Source organism: Granulicella mallensis (genome assembly GCF_014203225.1).
GTDB lineage: Bacteria > Acidobacteriota > Terriglobia > Terriglobales > Acidobacteriaceae > Granulicella > Granulicella mallensis_A.
This window is the reverse complement of record NZ_JACHIO010000002.1, coordinates 1-20,493: the sequence shown is the minus strand read 5'-3', so window position 1 is coordinate 20,493 and position 20,493 is coordinate 1. Positions and strand designations below refer to the sequence as shown.

Genomic DNA, 20,493 nt, shown 5'->3' with positions numbered 1-20,493 from the left:
AGCTCGCAGCCCCGATGCGCCGCACCGGGGCTGCAAGACTTTACAGAGTAAGAGAAGGAGGGAGGCTGGAAACATCCGCCCCAAGGGTAGTGCTAGGTTCGGGCCCCATTTCGAGAACGAGCTTTCCGCCCTGTGCTATGTCTTCGTGGCGGAACCAGGTTTTCTGTTGCGGCTTTCCGTTCAGCGAGAAGGCCTGTACGTACTGGTACGCAGGGTCCTTGCGTCGCACTTCGATCTCCAGCTTTTTGCCGCCGCCGAGTTCAACCGTTGCACGCTCGAAGAGCGGGGAGCCGATGATGTAGACGCCGCTGACAGGATCTACGGGATAAAAGCCGAGGGAGCTGAGAACGTACCATGCCGACATCTGACCTACGTCTTCGTTGCCCTGAAGACCATCCGGCTCTGCGGCGTACATGGTCTCGAGCAGGCTGCGAATGCGGCCCTGGGTCTTGTGCGGAACTCCGGCATACACATAGAGGTAAGCGATGTGATGCGAAGGCTCGTTACCGTGTGCATACTGCCCGACGAGGCCTGCGATATCCGGCGGTGCGTTGGCCGGCAGTGTCGATGGCGCACTGAAGAGGCCATCAAGCTTGGTGACAAAAGGATCCTTGCCTCCAAAAAGCTGGATGAGTCCGGCAACGTCATGCTGCACGCCGAACGTAGTCTGCCAGGCGTTGGACTCCGTGTAGTCGCGCCACTTGGTGGAGTGCCCCAAGTCAATGGGATTGAAGGGCGAGGTCCAGCTGCCGTCCTCCAGCTTGGGCCGCATGAAGGCGACGGAAGCATCGAAGTAGTTCCGGTAGTTGGTGGAGCGCTGGGTGAGCATCGCCGCGTCGCTGGACTTGCCGAGCTTGCGTGCCACATGAGCGATCGACCAATCGTCGTAGCAGTATTCGAAGGTCTTCGAAACCGACTCTTCTTCCTTGTCTGCTGGGATGAAGTGGAGCTTGCGGTAGTACCCCAAGCCGCGATAGTCGTCGACCATGGCGCGCTTCATCATGAGGCCATAGGCCTTCTCCCAATCAACGCCGGTGAAGCCCTTGTTGCAGGCCTCGGAGATGACCGCAGCGGAGTGGTAACCGGTCATGGTGCCGGTCTCCCTTCCCATCAGTGGCCAGACGGGCATTCCATCGGGGCTCTGCTCGGCCATGCGGATCAACGTGTTGACGAACTGCGGCACGCGCTCCGGCTCGATCAGAGTGTAGGTCGGGTGCGCCGCGCGGAAGGTATCCCACAACGAGAAGGTGGTGAAGTTCCGCTGTCCGGCAGGAAGCGTGTGGACCTCGTTGTCCATGCCGCGATACTGGCGGTCGACATCGTCAAACAAAGCCGGTCCAAGCGACATATGGTACAGCGACGTATAGAAGATGCGCTTATGCGTCTCGTTCTCTGTCTGGACCTGGATCTTGGAGAGCTGGCGGCGCCAGGCATTGCGGGCCGCTGTGCGTACCTGGTCGAAGTTCCAGGCCGGAATCTCCGCGCTAAGGTTCTTGGCTGCACCCTCCGGGCTTACGCCGGAGAAGCCGGTCTTCACCAGGATGGCCTCGTTCGCCTTCGTCTTGAAGTACAGAACGGCCTTCAGGTTCTTGCCCGTTAGATCGGTTCCGCTTGCCGGTGCTGCTACTTCCTGATTGTCGGAGTAGAAGACGATGCGCTCCGGCGTCTTCGAGAACTGCATGGTGAAGTTGGAGTGACGGTCATTTCCCCAGGCAGCAGTGCGACGGCCACCGGCGAGCGTGTCCGGCGCAGTCTGGCGAAGCTCTGCAGCGTTCACGAGGCCGGGACCAGTTCCATCCCCTGCACCGTAGCCATGCTGCAGGTCGACGATCAGGTAGGCCTGCTCGCTGGCAGGAAAGGTATAGCGATGAATGCCTGCGCGTTCCGTTGCGGTCAGCTCAACATGGACCTTGTAGTCCTTCAGGATTACGGAATAGTAGCCCGGCTCCGAGTGCTCATCCGCATGATCGAAGCGCGAGCGATATCCCGCATCGGGATTCTTGCGGTCGCCGGCGATCAGATGGGCAGGACCGGTGCCCGCCATGACCAGGAAGTCCAGAAGATCGCCGCAGCCGGTACCGCTAAGATGGGTATGGCTGAATCCCATGATGGAGTCATCCGAGATGTGATAGCCGGAGCACCAGTCCCAGCCATCATTAAACGTGTCAGGGCTGAGCTGAACACCGCCGAAAGGCATGGCCGCACCCGGAAAGCAATGCCCGTGTCCGCCTGTACCGATACGCAAATCGACCCAGCGAAGCGGATCTTCCGCGGTTTGACCATGGGCGGCATGAGCCAGCTTGCTGGCAGGGAGAGTGCTGATAGCGCAAGCAGCAGAGGCGCGCTGCAGGAAGGTCCTACGGGTGATCATAACTACTCCATGGGAGAGAGGAGTTCTCCCGGGTCGTACAAGACTTTGATCGGATGACTGCCGATGTTGCATCATTGTGACTGATTGAACGCTAAATGCGCAACTATGACAGAATGGCTCGAAAGTGAATCCATGCAAATTACAAATTCAGGGTACAGCAGACGTGATTTTATAAGAGCAACGAGCCTCGCTACGCTTGGTTGCGGAATTTCCGGTCTCCCCCTTTCGGGTACGGCTAACGCCCAAGTGCCGGCGACGGATCACTGGGACATAAAACAAGGCAGGCCGAAGCCCGCCGATCGCCGCTTCAGGAGCGCTGCCGTTGAAGAGTTCCTGACGGATCGCAGTGCCGGAATCGGCGACCCTGCGCTGGCAGCTCTGTTTATTAATTGTTTTCCGAACACCCTCGATACGACTGTCGCGCCGGGACAGTTCGAAGGCAAACCCGATACGGCGGTGCTCACTGGTGATATTCCCGCGATGTGGCTGCGGGATTCGTCCGCGCAAGTGTGGCCTTATCTGCAGTTGGCGGTAAAAGATCGTGCACTGCGTCAGCTTCTGGAGGGAGTGATTCGGAGACAGACGCGCTGCATTCTGATCGATCCCTACGCCAATGCCTTTATGGCCGATCTGGATGCACCTCCGCTGTCCTGGAGCACTAAAGATCTGACCGACATGAAGCGTGGCGTCGGGGAACGCAAATGGGAGGTCGATTCGTTGTGCTATCCGATACGGCTGGCCCACGGCTACTGGAAGCAGACAGGCGACACAGGCCCATTCGACCAGCAGTGGCGGCAGGCGATGCGGTTGGTCGTCGACACGCTGCACGTTCAGCAGCGCAAGCAGGGTCTGGGGCCCTACCACTTTCAGCGCGAGTCGACGGTTTCGACAGAGATGCTCCCCGCAGAGGGCTTCGGCAATCCTGTTCGTCCAGTAGGTCTGATTGCTTCCGGCTTCCGTCCCTCGGACGATGCCTGCATCTTCCCTTTCCTGGTTCCGTCCAATCTGTTCGCTGTAACATCGTTGCGGCAACTGGCCACGATGGCTCACGCAATTCTGCACGACGAGGCTTTGGCCAATGATGCCAGTGCCCTTGCCGGCGAAGTGGAGCAGGCGCTACAGCAACACGCTATTGCTACGACCCCTCAGGGCACGATCTGGGCGTACGAGGTCGATGGCTTTGGCGGCCAGCTCCTGATGGACGATGCGAATGTTCCCAGCCTGCTGGGACTACCCTATCTCGAAAGCTCGCCGGACAAAGACCTCTACGCGAGAACCCGCGCTTTTTGCTGGAGCGACCGCAATCCCTGGTTCTTCCGCGGCACCGCGGGAGAAGGCATTGGCGGGCCTCACGAAGGCAGAAGGATGATCTGGCCGATGTCGCAGATGATCTATGCGTTTACGAGCAGCAATCCGAGCGAGATTCGTCAGTCCCTCAAGATGCTGAAGAACTCCGCCGAAGGGTTTGGCTTCATGCACGAAAGCTACGACCAGGACAATCCGAAGAAGTTTACAAGGGAGTGGTTTGCCTGGGCGAATACCCTGTTCGGAGAGCTTGTCGGTACGTTGGCCGTGAGCCACCCTGAGTTGCTGCGCACAGTTTAGAAGTTTTGGTCACCCGGTTGGAGCGCTACGCCCAACCGGGCATGTGTGCGTTTTTGAAAAGGAGTTGTGATGGGTGTGATCGAATCGCTTGCTCCGGCTGACTGGGCCAGACAACTTGGCAATCCCGAGGGAGAGATTGGCCTCGCCGTTATAGAGCGGGTATACGAAAGTAACTCGAAGTCCAGCGTAAAGACAGTCGCGGCGCTAGGGTTGAATGCAGGCAGTCATGTTCTCGAGATTGGCTTCGGCAATGGCCGGATGACCCCGGAAGTTATCGGCCAGGCCGAGAATATCCGCTACGCGGGGCTCGATATCTCACCCACAATGGTGGCTGAAGCGGAGCGATTGAACGCGGCATTGGTCGCCGCGGGCCGCGCCAGTTTTTATTTAGGCTCAGCGGAGCACATGCCATTTCCTGACAGCAGTTTTGATTGCGTCTTCTCCATTGGGGTGGCTCACTTCTGGTCTGCACCAGACAAGGCTCTGTCAGAGATTCGCCGGGTGCTACGTCCGGGTGGTCTAAGTATGATGGGCTGTTTGCATCCTCTTACGGCTCCTCTATTTGCCCGGCCGGAGAATGGCTTTTACCTTCGCGACGCTGCCGAGTGGGAGAGGCTTCACCAGTCTGTAGGCTTTGTGGATGTTCAAGTGCAAGAGATTGAAATACCGCAGATCGATGCTGCAGGAGCACAGGTAAAGCGCTATGTCTTCAAGATGGAAGCACACGCCTGAACTGCGTTCGGATCGAGCTTGGAAGCGTGCCCCGTGGGTCTCTCCCAAGAGGCACGATTTATTTGTGCCCGGTCTGAACCGTAGAGTCGAAGAGCGAGCGGACTGCGAGTGCCTTTTGAAGCTCCGCCAGAGAGGCTTTACTCGCAACGTGAATTCTGCGCGGCTCATGAGGAAGAACGTCAAAGTAGTTGTCGTCCGGCTTCGCATCGAGATCGCCGAAGCTAAGAGCCACCGCACGCGCCAGCACCGGAGTGCTCAGATCTACGACAAAACCTGAGCCTTCAGCATGCACTTGAGCTTTGATCTGCGGCTGCTGAAGAGCAAGGTCAGCACTACGAGTGAAGTAGACGTTACGAGTCGCCAGAGACCGTCCCTCTTGCTCGAGTGTGAGCACCGCAACTGTAGCCGCAGGGTCAAAGCCTGGAACGTTAGTCAGTGAGATAGGAGCCACGGGAGTGCTGGCCAAAGCCGCGACCGAAACAGGCTGATGCTGATCGCTCAGAACCGTCCCATCGAAGCGCATCAACCGAACGCGGAGGACAGCGGCGCGCGGAGTGGGCTCATCGGAGACAATACGCAGACGCAGCTCATGCCCTGCACTGTCCAGCTCAGGCGCCACGATGATCGGCGCGTAGAAACGCTTCGCATAGTACTGGAGCGCCTTCCAGCGGCCGTAGTAATCGATGGAGGCCCATGAAGCCACCGGCCAGCAATCGTCGAGCTGCCAGTAAAGCGTTCCCATATTCTGCGGACGCAGACTGCGCATGTGCTCAACGCCAAACTGGATGGCTTCAGCCTGCATCAGCTGGCTCAGGTAAACGAACGACGGAAAATCACGAGCAGGCCGGAACTCAGCCTTGAGATACTGCTGCATGCGATCGAAGCCGTGGATGAAGCGTTCGTGGTTGAGGAGCGCGGGCGAGCTTAGATCCTCATCCTTCCCCGCGAAGCTACGGACAGTGCGCAGGTCGGGCATGGCCTGGAAGCCGAACTCAGAGAGAAAGCGTGGAGCCAGTTTGGCGTAGTCCGTATAGGGCGCTCCTGCGCTCCATACGCTCCAGGAGTGCACATCGCCATTGCTGTCTGTGCCACCTGCATCGTCAAAGTTGGAGCCGGGAGAGCTGGGCCAGTAAGGCACGCCATTGCCATGCTCGGCCACGGCGCTCTTGAGGATGTCGCGGAACATGACGACGTAATCCTGCCAGACACGCTCGCGCTGGGCCGGCGTCACATCCTTCTGGAACTTCTGTTGATCGCCCCAGTTGTGCCAGGCCGTTTCGACCTCGTTATTGCCGCACCAGATCGTCATGCTGGGATGGTCGCTGAGACGCTCGACCTGTTCGACAGCTTCGGCCTGGACGTTCTCCTGATAAGCCTTATCGCCGGGCACCATCGCGCCACCGAACATGAAGTCGTGCCAGACCATCAGGCCGAGTTCATCGCAGAGATCGTAGAAGTCGTCGGTCTCGTAGAACCCACCACCCCAGATGCGCAACATATTCATGTGGACATCGCGCGCCGAGGTCAGGATCTCGCGTTTCTGAGCGGTTGTCGTACGGGGTGGAAAGCTATCGAAAGGAACGACGTCCGCACCCTTCGCGTAGATCGGGACTCCATTGATGACGAAGGTAAAGCTGGTTCCCCACTGGTCCGGCACACGCCTCAACTCAACGGAGCGCAGCCCCGTTCGCAAGGTCGCGGTCGCAAGATGCTGACCTCCCCGCACTAAGTTGACCGCAACCGTATAGCGGTTCTGAGGGCCATAGCCGTTGGGCCACCAAAGCTGCGGATGATCGAGCCGCACGGGAACCAGCAGATGATTCGCACCGCGATCGAGCTCCACGGGGACCTGCCGCATGGGGAGCGCGTGGCCTGCGGGATCGGTGAGGTGTACTTCCAGCGTTGCCGGTCCTGCGACGTCAGAGTCCAGCGCAACGCTTACGTTCGTGATGGCACGGGCGGAGGTGACGGACTCCTGCTGAAGATGAAGGCTGCGGATGCGCGCACCGCTCCAGGTATCCAGATGCACAGGACGCCAGATGCCGGAGGTCACGAATCTGGGACCCCAATCCCAGCCAAACTGGTAGGGAGCCTTGCGCATGTAATGTCCGACGGGATAGATCCCCTTCGCGGGATTGAAGGGCTCGTAGCCAGTCCCAGGCAGGACATAGGGAGCCTTCGCCACCAGAGGCGTCACGGTGTTCATCGGCGAATGGAAGAGGATCGTGAGCGTGTTATGCCCAGCCACCAGATAGGGCTTGGCATCAAAGGTCCATGAGCGGAACATGTTGTCCGTGTGCAGGACAGGCTTGCCATTGAGTTGAATGTCGGCAAAGGTATCGAGCCCTTCGAAGACCAGTTCCGCGTGCTGCTGATGCAGCGAGGCCGTGCTCACCTCGAAATCGCAGGTGTACTCCCAGTCCGTTCGCTCGATCCACTGGAGACGCTTTTCGTTATCGCCGAAGAAGGGATCGGGAATCAGGCCCGCGTGTTCAAGATCGGTGTGAACTGCACCGGGCACAGTGGCCGAATGCCATGCCGTAGTTTCGGGATGGTCTGAAGACTGGACAGCACGAAAGCGCCAACCACTCGTAAGCTGCCGCTGCTGCAACTGGCCCGTTATGCCGACTGCTTCGGTATGCTGCATCTTGTTCTGGGCTGCCAGCCATGAGGTTGAGGAGAAAAAGAGACTAAATGTAAGTAGAAACAGAACTGCTTGTTTGATTCCCCGCAAAGAAAGCTCCCTCAGTAGCACGCCGTTCGATGATATCGTCTCCCGTAGTTGTGGTCATCTCTTTGGGGAGAATCGGCGACGAAAGCCCTTCCGAAGGAACAAAAAAGGGCAGAGCCGAAGCTCTGCCCCTTAGAAGTACATGATGCCTATTTAGAAGCTATATTTGGCGCTCACCTGGACGCGACGTTCAGTCGAACGCACGCCGGTAATCTGGCCGAAGTTTGAATCGGTGATTCCGGTGTCAGGATTGCCCAGGCTCGGGTGGTTGAATACGTTGAAAGCATCGAAGTGGAAGTTCAGGATATTTTCCGCGAACAGATGAAAATCCTTGGAAGCAGAGAGATCGGCAGTCCAGTAGCCAGGACCACGAACACTGCCGTTCGACGAGGAGCCAAACGCATTGGAAGCTGCTGCACCAAAGGCGCACACTCCGTTATCGACTCCCGCCTGTGTACATCCAAGAGCGGAGGGATCAGTTCCAAACCACGCGCCAAGCTGGCGATGAGCGATCTTCAGTGGCCGGTACTGGTTAGCACGTGAGACCCCATAACTGTTTGCACCATCGTCCGGTCCTGTGATCGTCTCCGGAAGGCCCGAGTAGGCGAAGCCGGTACTGGAGAGCTTCCAGCCACCAACGAAGACATCCACGAAGCGGTTCAAGCCAGATCCAAACTGCTGCCCGCGCCCGAAAGGCAGTGCGTACACCAGCAGTCCCGACACACTGTGCTTCACATCTGTTCCGGCTACACCGTAGTCGGCGTGGCTATCGTAATAGTTCTGGAATGCGCCGCTATATCCGTTGACATTGAGCGCATAGTTTCCAAGACTGTTCGTCATCGCCTTGCCGTAGGTGTAATTGAAGGTAAACTCCAGACCGTGTGTTGCACGCTGGCGCAAGGTAGTTTGCAGGGCGTTGTAGTTCATCAGGGCTCGCGACTCAGTAATCAACAACTTGCTTGAGCCGACGCCTAGCGCGGCGTTGTTGAAATAAGGAGCCGTTGTGGGATCGCCATTCACCAGGTACTGGTTGACGTTGCCGTAGTCTTCGATGTGCTGCCCCTGCTCCCCGAGATATCCAACCACAAGGGACGTTGTGCGAGTAAGAGCGTATTCCGTGGTCAGGCTCCACTCCTGCACATAAGCTGGCTGAATGTTCTGCGGATAGATGTTGTAGGACGAACCGTTGAAGTTAATATCGCTTGAGTTATCGACGGCGAATCCCTGCTCCGCCGTACGGGGAGCCTGTCCAGGATTTCCTGGCGTAGGCACGACCTGATTAATGTTCACGGATTGAACAAAGGGTGTAATGGAAGTCAGTCTCTGGTTAGCAGCGTTGCCCTCAAAGAAACTGGTTGCGCCGTAACCGCCACGAACAACGAAACGGTCCGTAGCCTGATAGGCAAAACCGAAGCGAGGCATGATTTGTTTGTAGTTTGGCTGGTAGCAGGCGCGATTGCTGCAAACCCCTGAGCCGGCCGGAGCATTGGCGGGAACGCTCCCTGCGTAAATGACCTGACCCGTGCTGACCAGAACATTGCCGGTCTTGTTGTTTTGCTCATACCAGGGCTGATCGTACTCATACCGGACACCGAGATTGAATGTCAGATTAGGGAAAGCCTTCCAGTCATCTTGGATGAAGCCGGCTGCACGCCACTGGCGATTGCCTACACGAATTCCCTGGGAGGTAACCTGTGCTGACTGCACACGATCCAGAAGAAAGTCGGCTGCGCCATCACCCAACCCGTCTCCAGCACTCTTGTTGGCCGTATAACCGCCGGTGTATCCCAGCGAGCCAAGAAAACCGGAGTTATTGTTGGTTGTGTAATTATTCTCGTAACGCAAGGCCTGCACACCTGCACTGATGAGATGCAAGCCACGCTGCCAGGTAATGTTGTCCATGTAGGTGAAGGTGTTGTCTGTGATGTCAGCGTCATACGCTGGACTGCCACCAGCCACAATAGAACTGGGATCCGTGATGCTCTGAAACGAATAGCCGGGATCCGTTTGTACACCGAAGGGGATTCCCACTTTCGCATTTCCAGTCAGGCCAAACTGTCCGCTTGGATCGCCCGGATTGGATTCGCGAAAGATGACGCGGGTATAACCCGCGCGAGCGGAATTAACGATTGCGGGAGAAAAGACATGGACCCAGTTTGCACCCATAATCTTGGTGGGATATCGACTGAGGGACGGGAATGAGATCGCCAGGACCGCGCCAGCCTGATCGTAAGCAGTTGATTGCGAGTAGAACCCGGTAATCTTATCTGCTGCACGAGGATCGTATTCGATTTTGACGTCGAATTGATTGTTGACCGTATAGCTCTTACTCGATCCCTGGTAGTTATTGGAAGCAATGCCGTCGCTGGGCACCGCATTGGGGAGGGGGTACAAGTCAGGATGTGCGAAGAGAAACTTTGCGACGGGATTCAAAATCGAAATTTGATTGTTTACAAAAGGGGCAAAATTATTCAGCGGATCATAGAGCTGAATGGGCTTGTTCGCTACGCCGGTGCTTGCTCCTACTGGCGGATTCAGCAATGCTGAAAAATCGCCCGTTCGCATGGCAGCGGTAAATACGGAGGCCGTTCCCGTAGTGGTGGTGTGATAGCGACTTCCCAGATAGTCGCCAAAGAAAAATAGTTTGTCCTTTTTGATCGGGCCGCCAATTGTGCCGCCGAACTGTGTTTGCGTGAAGGGGTTGATAGGAATAATCGGTGTGAGATGATCGTTGCCCCAGGAGTTTGCATCCAGGGTCTGATTCTGCACGTAGGCGTAGGCCGAACCATGGAACTTATTGGTTCCGCTCTTCAATACGCTGACAACTCCGCCGCCGTTCACATTGCCGTACTCCGCTGGAGAGTTGGCTGTGAGAACCTTGATCTCCTGAAGCGCTTCGGGTGCCGGGTTATACGCAATGATATTGTTGAAGGTCTCATTCATATCAATGCCGTCGAGGGTGTAATTATTCGCCTGCGAGCGGTTTCCATTGATGCTGGGGATATCTGAGTAATAGGTGTCGCGCTCGATGGCATTATTGCCCGTCTGGCCAGACGTGCCATTGGTATTGATAGCGCCGGGAATGAGCTGCGTCAGAGCAGAAAAGTTCAGTCCATTGAGCGGCACGTTCTGAATGGCATTGGCGGTAAACGTCGTGCCCAGCGTCGCATCGCTGGTGTTCAGAATGGGCGCGGCTGTTGAAACCTCTACTGTTTCAGCCGTGCTGCCTACCTTAAGTGCCACATTGAAGGTTGCGGTCTGGAGAATTTCCAGCGTAAACGGAGGCACGGTCTCCTTGCCGAAGCCGTTTGCCTCTATCGTGACCTCATACCGCCCGATCGGCAGATATTGGATGCGATACAAGCCGGATGAGTTAGTGCTTGTCGGCGAATCCACACCGGTGTCCAGATCATGTGCGATGACCCTGGCTCCCGGAACGATAGCGCCGCTCGAATCCGTCACTGTGCCGGTGATGGAGCCGGTGACGTTTTGTGCCTGCGCAAACGGTATACAGAAGAGCGTTGCCGTGGCAATCGCAATCCCGGAGAAATACTTGAGAAGCTTCTTCTTACTGGCGAATTTCATCATTGAGAGAACTCCAGGAGTGCATCGATATGGAAGGGCCCACATGCGGGTAGAGCTTAAGCTCTGCCGCATATCCGCTCAACGGGCTGCTATGCAAATCAAAATATGAACAAGAGCATAGAAACCTACCTGAACGCTTGTCAACATAAAATTTCATAATTATGACGAAACTTGATTCATATGCTCAAATGGTGGCACGACTTCCCTCTCCAACTTTGCTGACTGTAGATTTGTTCTTTATTCAGAAGGGACTTAAAACATGGCTCCAAAGACGCAGGACCGCGCAAATCAGATCCTTCATCTTCTTCTTCAGAAAGGCCAGAGCTGTGTTGAGGACCTGGCGGTTACGATCAATGCTTCCCCGGCGAGCGTACGGCGCGATCTCATTAAGCTCGCGCAACGCGGCCTTGTGAACCGCACTCATGGCAGTGTGGAGCTGGCCGGCAAGATGACCTACGAACCGTTCCGGTTTGACGCAGCCTTTCCGCTGCGCGCAGAACGCTTCGCCGATGAGAAGCGGCGCATCGCCATTGCTGCCGCCGAGATGGTCAACGAAGGCGATACGGTTGCGCTATCGTCAGGCACAACCACCACGCAGGTCGCCCGCAGCCTTCGGCATCGTGAGGGCATCCACATTGTGACGAATGCGGTGAATATCGGGATGGAGCTTTCCAGCCTTCCCAATGCACGCGTAACCCTTACCGGAGGCTCGATCCGGTGGCCTGGCGCGTTCTCGATGGTCGGCGCAACGGCCTTCGATTCCCTGCAGCGGCTCTTCTTCGACAAGGTGTTTATGGGCGCCTGCGGGATTCATCCCGAACACGGCCTGACCGTGATCGAATCCGACGAAGCTCTGATCCTCGGCGAGATGGTGAAGCATTCCAAGCAGGTGATTGCGGTGGCGGATGCCAGCAAGCTCGGCATGTTTACTGCGACCAAGGTCTGCGGCACCGATGCCCTGCATGCCATCATCACGGACGACAGCGTTGACCCCAGACTCGTCGAAGATTTTCAGCGCAAACAGATCAAAGTAATCGTTGTTTAGCTGGCGTGAATGCACTTGGCCGACAAGTAGCGGTATCTTTACTAATAGAAGTAGCTTTTTATTGGAACATCCTTTGCCCCCACCAGGAACCCAGGTAACACTGAAGGAGTAGCAATGAACCACCCGTCGCCCCTGCGTCATTACCGCAATCAACTTGTCCGTTTTGGGGTACTTTGCCTGATTGCCTCTCCCTTTATGTCCGCACAGACTTCGAACACCCTTCTTCCAAAGCCCGCGCAGATGACCGTTGCCACCGGTTCGATTCCCTTCACCGGAAACTTCACCGTATCGCTCGGCGGAACGCACAATCCGATCCTCGAAGCGGCAACGCGCCGCACCCTCGATGCCCTGGAGCTCTCTACCGGAATCCCACTGGGCAAAGAGATGCAGGCTCCCGACGCAACCCTGACGATTCAGGTGCAGGATCCTTCGGGCACGCGTCCAACTCTGGACACCGATGAAAGCTACTCCATCCACTCAACTGGCAACAAGATTGTTTTGAAGGCCGGCAATATCTTCGGAGCTCTCCATGGCCTCGAGACCTTCCAGCAGCTTCTTCAGGTTGAAGGAGGAAACTACGTCATTCCTACCGTCCAGATCGACGATGCTCCGCGCTTCCCCTGGCGCGGATTCATGCTCGATGTGAGCCGTCACTTCATGCCCTTGCCGGTGATCTACCGCACACTGGATGGCATGGCTGCCGTCAAGCTCAATGTCTTCCACTGGCATCTCACGGATGACCAGGGCTTTCGCGTAGAGAGCAAGCGATTCCCCCAGCTCACCCAGGTGGGGTCTGACCATCTCTTCTATACGCAGGACCAGGTACGCGCAGTCATCGCCTATGCCAGCGCACGCGGCATCCGTGTCGTGCCGGAGTTCGACGTCCCCGGCCACGTTACCAGCTGGCTGATCGGCATGCCTGAGCTTGGCAGCATCCAGCGTCCATACGCGATCGCCCGCACCTTCGGCGTCTGGGATGGAGCGCTCGATCCCACCAAAGATAGTACGTATCAGTTCCTCGACGCCTTCATCGGGGAGATGGCTGACCTCTTCCCCGACGAGTACATGCACATGGGCGGAGACGAGAGCAACGGTAAGGACTGGAAGGCTAATCCGCAGATCGTAGACTTCATGAAGGCGCACAATATGAAGTCCACCGAGGAGCTGCAAGCCTACTTCAGCGCGCGTGTCCTCGAACTGGTCAAGGGACACCATAAGCAGATGGTCGGCTGGGATGAGATCCTGACTCCCAACACGCCGAAGGATGCCATCATCCAGAGCTGGCGCGGTGTTGAGTCACTTGCCGTAGCCTCGAAGCAGGGGAACAGAGGTATCCTCTCCGCGCCCTATTACCTCGATGGGATGAAGACCTCCGAGCGGATGTACCTGGACGATCCGATCCCCGAGGGTTCCGCGCTCACAGCCGAACAGCAAAAGCTTGTTCTTGGCGGCGAGGCCTGCATGTGGGCTGAGCAGATCACCCCGCAAACCGTCGACTCCCGAGTCTGGCCGCGCACAGCCGCCCTTGCGGAACGCTTCTGGTCACCGCGCGAGACCCGGGACGTTCCCGATATGTATCGGCGTCTCGCGGTTGAGTCCCTGCGCCTGGATGCTCTGGGGCTCACTCATATCTCCGGTCCTCAGTCTGGATTGAGACAGCTTGCCGGCGGCGAAGAAGGAGCGGCCCAGCTTGCGGTACTTGCCTCCACACTCAGCCCCGTCTCCTTCGGCGAACGCTACCACCAGCAGAGAACCTCGCAGCTCACGCCGATGGGTAATCCCGTCGACTACCTGCGGCCCGATCCTGCCCTTCGCGAGAATCTCCTTCTGATCGCCGACCGCTATCTGCACAGCACCTCGCCGGCAGAGCACTCGGCAGCACGTCAGCAGCTAGAGAGCCTCTTCCAATCATGGATCGATTCCGGTCCCCGATTCGATAGCCTTGCTGCGGACAATCCCCGGTTGCGTCAACTCTCTGAGCGCCGCGTGCAACTGGTAAAACTTGGGACTCTCGGCGTTCAAGCGCTCAAGGCGATCGACTCGCACAAGGCTCCGAGTCCGACGTGGATCGAGCAGCAGAATGCGCTCCTCAAAGAAGCAGGAAGCCATGCCGAGCTGACCGATTTCGTCGTCCTTCCTCCTCTACAACAGCTCCTTGAGGCTGCTGGAAAGTACTAATTCGGAACGATCATCCACTGGAGTTCTTCGGCTTGGTCAACGCCTGTTGATGTTGCGTTGAAGGACTCCAGTTTTTATTTCTGCAAGGCTCTCACCTCTGATTGCCTTGATCCGCTCATGATCGTTTTAGCCCCTAGGCATTAGACTTCTCGGGAACCTATTTCTTCGTGATCGGAGCAGTACAGGATGGATCTCCAGGAACACCCCACTACGGCTAAGGAAACCTCTGTCTTCGAGAGCGATCTGCCGCTGGAGAACAAACTGGACCGGGCCCGAACGGATCTCCTGGATCTTTCGGCGCGCAACCGCCTGTTGCATGTGCCCCGTTCGGCAAAGAATGCTCGCATCATCGAGGTGATCGATGAGCGGTCCGAAGAGATCTTCCGGCTGCTTGTAGGCGAGAGCAAAACCTTTACCTTTCTTGCCGGGAAGGACAATTCGACCACACCGTCGGAAAGCTCAGAAGAGCCTGACGAGATCGCGGAACTAGCCCAGCCGGAAGACGATTCCATCGACGAACGCGGAGTCTTGAATCGTCATGCGGACACGAAGCTGCAGACACGGCTCACCTCCAAAGGACTACAGAAACGGCTTCTGGAACTCTACCTTGACGCAAATACGTTGGAGCAGGAACAAGGCGTCAACATCCTGTTCCTGGCCCTGGGTATGCTCCGCTGGGTCGACCCGAAGAACGCCGAAAATATTCGCTATGCGCCACTGGTTCTGGTTCCCGTCGCGCTTGAGCGTGGCAGTGCCGCAGAACGCTTCAAGCTGAAGTGCCGTCCTGAAGAATTCGCGTCGAACCTTTCGCTTGAGACCTACCTCGAACGTATCCACAATCTGAAGCTGCCTGCCTTCGAGGGGGGTGATGACTTCAACCTGTCCGCCTACATGGCGGCAGTGGCTGAAGTCATCGCGTCGAAACCGGACTGGTCAGTTGTCCCTGACGATGTAGTCCTGGGATTCTTCTCCTTCGCCAAGTTCCTGATGTATCGCGACCTCGATCCCGAGTGCTGGCCGGAGGATAGAAAGATCACGGCCCAGCCCCTGGTGCGCGGTCTTCTCAGCGAAGGCTTCCCACAGGCAGAATCTCTGCTCGCCGATCACGCCTCAGAGGAAGATACGTCGGTAGACAACCTCATTCCGCTATCAGAGATGCTGCACATCGTGGATTGCGACAGTTCGCAGGCCCTCGCCGTACAGGATGTGCGCCGCGGCGGCAACCTCGTTATCCAGGGCCCTCCCGGCACCGGTAAGTCACAAACCATTGCCAACATCATTGCTTCAGCGGTAGCAGATGGAAAGACGGTATTGTTCGTCGCAGAAAAGATGGCCGCTCTGGATGTCGTAAAGCGGCGTCTCGATCAGGCCGGTGTGGGCGATGCCTGTCTTGAACTGCACAGCAACAAGGCCAACAAGCGCGAGCTGCTGGAAGAGCTGCGTCGCACCTGGGAACTGGGATCGCCTCGCGGCACCATCGACGACGCGCTGGACAACTCATTTACTTCAGCCCGAGACCAGTTGAACAGTTACGTTAATTTGCTGCACCAGCCTCGGGTACCATCTGGACTTACGGCCTATCAAGTCATAGGAGAAATTGTCCGGCTGCGCCACGCCGGACAGACGCCCGTCGAATTTCGCCTTCTCGATGCCCCAACATGGGACCCACAGCAACGACGCGAACGAGCTGAACTCCTGGAAGAACTGTCTCAGCGAATTGCAGTAATCGGTGTGCCGGTCCAACATGTATGGCGAGGCATAGGGATCGAACAGATATTGCCTCATGACGTCGAACGGCTAACGGCACGTCTTGTAAAGCTTCGAGAGAACCTCTCCAGCCTGCTCGATCGCTATACGCAATTCGCCCCGACTCTTCTGATGGAGGTTCCACAATCACTCCATGACATGATCTCCGTGGAAGAGACTGCAGGCTCAATCGCCACGTCCCCTGCCGTAGATGCCGCAGCACGCCTGTTATCGGCGCAGACCGATGGAACGCCAAAACCCGCATGGCTGTCTACATTCTTCACGCAGAAGTCTGAGCTTCAGCAAAGCGTGACGACCTTATCCGAATTGCTGAAACTTTCAGTTGAAGAATCGACGAGTAAGTCGCTACAGCAACTGGTGGCAATGGCCACCCATGCGGCCTCGCTCCCTGCTTATGCCGCGTCGCTTGCAAATCCAGCCTGGGACAACGGAACCGAAAGAGCCGCGCGACTTGCAACGGCAGCCTCCGCATTAGAAGAAGCTCGAGTTGCAATAGGTTCTCAACTGAGCGAAGCTGTGTGGTCTGCTGACCTCAACAATGCGCGCCAGGTTCTGGCCTCTCATGGCAGCAGCCTCTTTCGCTTTTTGAACGGACAGTGGAGAGCGGCCAATCGTCTCGTACAGTCCTATCTAACCGGCGGCAAATCTCCTCTTGAAGAGGTGCTGCGTTTGCTGGATGCGCTCTCCAAAGGCCAGACTGCGCGAACCGTTCTGCTGCAGGAAGACAGCTTCGGGCGAGAGTCCTTTGGCGCAGCGTGGCGTGGCACTGATACCCCTGCGAAGCCACTGCATGCACTGGTCGATTGGATGCACAGTATCGCCCCGCTTGCTTCTGAAGATCGGGAGCATCTTCGTTCTCTTGCAGCAACCCTCAATCCTTCAGAAAGTCTGCAAGGGCCACTTCAGGAACTACTCCGCAAAGCTGTAGAAGTGCAGAGGCTACCACTTCACCTCATCGAGCCGTTTGTAGCCCAGCGCGTACTACTCACAACAGAGTTGGAACATATCTGCCAGGAGCTCAAGCTCGATCTGACAGAGACGTTTGGAGTAGGCACCCTGCCCGAGCTTGCGCTCGATCTTCTCGTTGAGCGCCTGGCGCTCTGGGCCGCGCGGAGCGAACAACTTTCCAACTGGATTGCCTACCGCAACCGTTCGGAGCGAGCACGTATCCTTGGCCTCGAAGATCTCGTCAGCCGTGTCTACAACGGCACACTCATTCCCGCACAGATTGTTCCTGTCTTTGAAATGGCTTACTTCGAGGCGCTCCTCTCCGCCATGGCCCAGGAGCATCCTGAACTCGGCCGCTTCGACGGACATCTGCATACGAGATTGGTCGAGAGCTTCACGGCGATAGACAAGCAGCGCATCCAGTCGGCGGCATTGCAGGTAGCCAGAATTCACCATCGCCGCATCCCGCAAGGCTCCGGTGGTGTTGGGCCTCTCGGTGTTTTGCGGGGTGAGATGGCGCGGCGACGTGGCCATATGCCCATTCGAAAGCTCATGCAGAATGCGGGGCCGGCTGTCCAGGCGCTCAAGCCCGTCCTAATGATGAGCCCTCTCTCCGTTGCACAGTTTCTATCTCCCGGCGAGATGATGTTCGACCTGCTCGTGATGGATGAAGCCAGCCAGATCCAACCCGTCGACGCGCTCGGAGCCATTGCCCGCTGCCGTCAGGTGGTCGTCGTTGGCGACGAGCGGCAGCTGCCACCGACGAAGTTCTTTGCCAAGGTCACCGGTGATGCTTCGGACGACGATGACGATACGGCACAGGTTGGCGACATCGAAAGCGTCCTCGGATTGTTCTCCGCGCGAGGCTTGCCGCAACGCATGTTGCGCTGGCACTATCGCTCGCGCCATCAGTCACTGATCGCGGTATCGAATAGCCAGTTTTACGAGAACAAGCTTCTCATCGTGCCGAGTCCATACACAGCGACCGCAGGGACCGGTCTCCGCTTCCACCACTTGCCGAACGGAGTGTTTGATTCCGGCGGCACAGGAGCGAATACGATTGAGGCTCGTGCTGTAGCCGAAGCCGTCATTCATCATGCCCTTGAGCATCCCCATGAATCTCTTGGCGTCGCTACGTTTTCAGTAAGGCAGAGACGCGCCATCCAGGATGAGTTGGAAGCCTTGCGGCGTCTGAATCCTCAGGCCGAATCATTCTTCACGAGTCATCCGACAGAACCTTTCTTCTTGAAGAATCTGGAGAACGTGCAGGGCGACGAGCGCGATGTCATCTTCATCTCGGTCGGCTATGGGCGCAACGCGGCAGGAGTCTTTGCGATGCGTTTCGGCCCGCTGGGCAACGATGGCGGAGAGCGCCGCCTCAATGTATTGATCAGCCGTGCCAAACGCAGTTGCGAGGTCTTCTCCTCCATCACCGATGAGGACATCGACCTTGAGCGCGCTCGTGGACGAGGTGTCTTCGCGTTCAAACTCTTTCTTCATTTCGCTCGTACCGGACATCTCGATATGGGCCGTACGGCCTCTGTCGATACGGTACAGATGCTCTTTGAGCGTGAGGTCAAGACCGCTCTCACGCAGCATCCGTCCTTTCGACAAGGCGGCTATCAGGTCCACGAGAAGATCGGCATCTCCGGGCTGGTCATCGATCTTGCCATCGCACACCCGGAGGTACCGGGCCGGTACCTTCTAGGAATTGAGTGCGATGGTCCTTCGTATCGCAGGGGGCGCTGGGCCAGAGACCGCGATCGGATCAGTCAGCAAGTCCTCGCAGATCAAGGCTGGATACTGCATCGGCTCTGGAGCCCTGATTGGCTGCATCGCCCGGCTGAACAATTGGAACGCGTTCTTGCAGCCATAGACCACGCAAAGGTACAGATCGTAGAAGGCACTCAAGAAGCCCAGGCGACGAACGCTTCAACACGTGCTGTTCCAATGCAGCTCCAAACCATCGAACGCGAAAGCGTTGTAGAGATCAGTCTCGAGCCTGCCTCTTCAGTTTCGCCCTCTCATTTGTACGTCGAAGCAAGTCCCGTCTGCCCTTCACCGCCGATTGAGCTTCATCTCACACCGATGAAGCTGTTGTCTGAGATGGTCAAGCAGATTGTTGCCGTCGAAGGGCCTGTGCACACCGACGAAGTTACCGCACGAATTCGCACGGCATGGGGCCTACAGCGGACAGGACCGAGAATACAGGCCGCGGTAGAACAGGCTATTGCTCTTGCCCTCCGTGAGGGGCAAGTCCTCGCGGAGGGATCGTTTCTTAGCAGCCCAACTTGCGTTCCCCGTCCACGTGACCGGAGCCACACGACGTCTCCGGGACTTCGCAGACCGGAGATGATCTGCGTGAGTGAAATCGACGCAGCAGTTCTTCAAGTCATTCACAGCAATCTGGGAGCGCGTCCCGAAGAACTCGAGCATTCAGTTGCACGTCTCTTTGGTTTCCGGGCGACAAGCATGCAGATGCGCGAAACCATTCAGGCCAGTGTGCAACGGTTGCTCGCACAGGACATCCTGCAGCTTCACTCAGGGCTGCTGGTTCTGCCAGATGCGTCACTGCGTCATAGGCTATGTTCGACTGGAGGAGTTCCTGAGCGGGCAGCTAGGCCCGCCCCGCAAACTCCTTGTTCTCCGTCGACACCTTCACCTTTTCCCCTTCTTTGATGAAGAGAGGAACACGGATCTCCAAACCTGTTTCCAGCCTGGCCGTTTTGGTCACACTGCCGCTAGACGAATCGCCTTTCACTCCAGGCTCTGTGTAAGCGACATCCAGTTCAACAAAGATTGGCAGTTGCAATCCAATGGGGTTGCCGTTGTACTTGTGCAACTGGAGCATCGCGCCTTCGATCAGGAACTCCAGGGCATTGCCGAGCATTCCCTCCGTAAGGGTGAGAGTCTCGAAGCTTTCCTGATCCAGAAAGTGTGAGCCATCATTGTCGCTATACAGATAAGAGGCAGGAACCAACTGCAGATCCGGCTCCTTGAATTTATCGTTCGCCTTGAAGGTCTTCTCAAAGACCGCGCTCGTAAGAAGGTTGCGCATCTTCAGGCGTACCAGGGTTTGGCCACCACGAGCGGTAGGTGAATTTACCTCTGCTTCCAGGCAGGCATACGGCGTGTTTTCAAACTCAAATACAGTCTTGCGCTTGACGTTAATTGCATCGATTAGTGCGGCCATGAACTCCTCAAAGATCGGATACGCATTGAATTCCTATGCGAAGCGGATGAACTTCCCTTTCAAGTATAAGTGGATGGGTTGGGTCCTGGTTTCGTTAAGGGCCAGGGCGTGGCATCAAACTGGAAACGCAAGGTGCGCGAAGGACACTAAGTTTGCGCCGAGTTTCCTTTGCGTCAACTCGTCGCACTCTGCGTTTGCAGTTTGAATTAGGGCGTGTTCACGCTATCTGAGCGCTTCGACGAGGAGTGCGAAGTGGAGGAAGCCGATAAAGAGTACGTCCAGTTTCTCGAAGCGGGAGAAGATTCTTCGGAAGCCCTTGAGCCTGCGGAACAACCGCT

The 20,493-nt window shown here is 56.9% G+C and carries 9 protein-coding genes and 1 pseudogene; 5 read left to right on the top strand and 5 right to left on the bottom strand.

Features of this window, described 5'->3' with window-relative positions:
• Positions 1-40: 40 nt before the first annotated feature.
• Positions 41-2,371: a GH92 family glycosyl hydrolase gene (locus tag HDF15_RS02035; RefSeq protein WP_184252604.1), complete on the bottom strand. Its 2,331-nt coding sequence runs from the start codon at positions 2,369-2,371 to the stop codon at positions 41-43.
• A gap of 105 nt (positions 2,372-2,476) precedes the next feature.
• Here HDF15_RS02035 and HDF15_RS02030 point away from each other — a divergent pair, with 105 nt between their 5' ends.
• Both HDF15_RS02030 and HDF15_RS02025 read left to right on the top strand, forming a co-directional pair.
• Positions 2,477-3,976 carry a glycoside hydrolase family 125 protein gene (locus HDF15_RS02030; RefSeq protein WP_260330775.1) on the top strand — a complete coding sequence of 500 codons (1,500 nt, stop codon included), beginning with the start codon at positions 2,477-2,479 and terminating at the stop codon, positions 3,974-3,976.
• 69 nt (positions 3,977-4,045) lie between these two features.
• On the top strand, positions 4,046-4,708 hold the full coding sequence (locus tag HDF15_RS02025; protein ID WP_184252602.1) for a class I SAM-dependent methyltransferase: 663 nt from the start codon (positions 4,046-4,048) through the stop codon (positions 4,706-4,708).
• A 58-nt stretch (positions 4,709-4,766) separates the two neighbouring features.
• Here the strand turns inward: HDF15_RS02025 and HDF15_RS02020 are convergent, their stop codons facing one another.
• Together HDF15_RS02020 and HDF15_RS02015 are read right to left on the bottom strand one after the other, a co-directional pair.
• Positions 4,767-7,355: a glycoside hydrolase family 2 protein gene (locus tag HDF15_RS02020; protein ID WP_184252601.1), complete on the bottom strand. Its 2,589-nt coding sequence runs from the start codon at positions 7,353-7,355 to the stop codon at positions 4,767-4,769.
• A gap of 237 nt (positions 7,356-7,592) precedes the next feature.
• Positions 7,593-11,027 (bottom strand): carboxypeptidase regulatory-like domain-containing protein, encoded by a 3,435-nt coding sequence (locus HDF15_RS02015; RefSeq protein WP_184252600.1) that lies wholly within the window; start codon positions 11,025-11,027, stop codon positions 7,593-7,595.
• Between the two features lie 256 nt (positions 11,028-11,283).
• Between HDF15_RS02015 and HDF15_RS02010 the strand changes: the two genes are divergently transcribed.
• The 3 genes from HDF15_RS02010 (at position 11,284) to HDF15_RS02000 (ending at position 19,641) form a co-directional block, all read left to right on the top strand.
• The gene (locus HDF15_RS02010; protein WP_184252599.1) at positions 11,284-12,069 is read left to right on the top strand and encodes a DeoR/GlpR family DNA-binding transcription regulator; all 786 of its coding nucleotides are present in this window, start codon (positions 11,284-11,286) and stop codon (positions 12,067-12,069) included.
• 114 nt (positions 12,070-12,183) lie between these two features.
• Complete coding sequence (locus HDF15_RS02005) at positions 12,184-14,247, top strand: beta-N-acetylhexosaminidase (RefSeq protein WP_184252598.1); 2,064 nt, start codon at positions 12,184-12,186, stop codon at positions 14,245-14,247.
• Between the two features lie 186 nt (positions 14,248-14,433).
• Entirely contained in the window at positions 14,434-19,641 is a 5,208-nt protein-coding gene (locus tag HDF15_RS02000) for a DUF3320 domain-containing protein (protein ID WP_260330774.1), read from the top strand.
• On the opposite strand, the gene HDF15_RS01995 is transcribed toward HDF15_RS02000, so the two are convergent.
• Positions 19,580-20,155, bottom strand: a complete 576-nt coding sequence (locus HDF15_RS01995; protein WP_184252597.1) for an elongation factor P — start codon at positions 20,153-20,155, stop codon at positions 19,580-19,582. The two genes, HDF15_RS02000 and HDF15_RS01995, sit on opposite strands and share 62 nt — an antisense overlap.
• A 222-nt stretch (positions 20,156-20,377) precedes the next feature.
• Positions 20,378-20,493: pseudogene (locus HDF15_RS01990) on the bottom strand (IS5/IS1182 family transposase); the annotation flags it as partial.

Excerpts from the sequence above, each read along its gene's own strand:
- HDF15_RS02035 (WP_184252604.1), bottom strand. The coding sequence starts at position 2,371 with ATGATCACCCGTAGGACCTTCCTGCAGCGCGCCTCTGCTGCTTGCGCT.
- HDF15_RS02030 (WP_260330775.1), top strand. The coding sequence starts at position 2,477 with ATGACAGAATGGCTCGAAAGTGAATCCATGCAAATTACAAATTCAGGG.
- HDF15_RS02025 (WP_184252602.1), top strand. The coding sequence starts at position 4,046 with ATGGGTGTGATCGAATCGCTTGCTCCGGCTGACTGGGCCAGACAACTT.
- HDF15_RS02020 (WP_184252601.1), bottom strand. The coding sequence starts at position 7,355 with ATGCAGCATACCGAAGCAGTCGGCATAACGGGCCAGTTGCAGCAGCGG.
- HDF15_RS02015 (WP_184252600.1), bottom strand. The coding sequence starts at position 11,027 with ATGATGAAATTCGCCAGTAAGAAGAAGCTTCTCAAGTATTTCTCCGGG.
- HDF15_RS02010 (WP_184252599.1), top strand. The coding sequence starts at position 11,284 with ATGGCTCCAAAGACGCAGGACCGCGCAAATCAGATCCTTCATCTTCTT.
- HDF15_RS02005 (WP_184252598.1), top strand. The coding sequence starts at position 12,184 with ATGAACCACCCGTCGCCCCTGCGTCATTACCGCAATCAACTTGTCCGT.
- HDF15_RS02000 (WP_260330774.1), top strand. The coding sequence starts at position 14,434 with ATGGATCTCCAGGAACACCCCACTACGGCTAAGGAAACCTCTGTCTTC.
- HDF15_RS01995 (WP_184252597.1), bottom strand. The coding sequence starts at position 20,155 with ATGGCCGCACTAATCGATGCAATTAACGTCAAGCGCAAGACTGTATTT.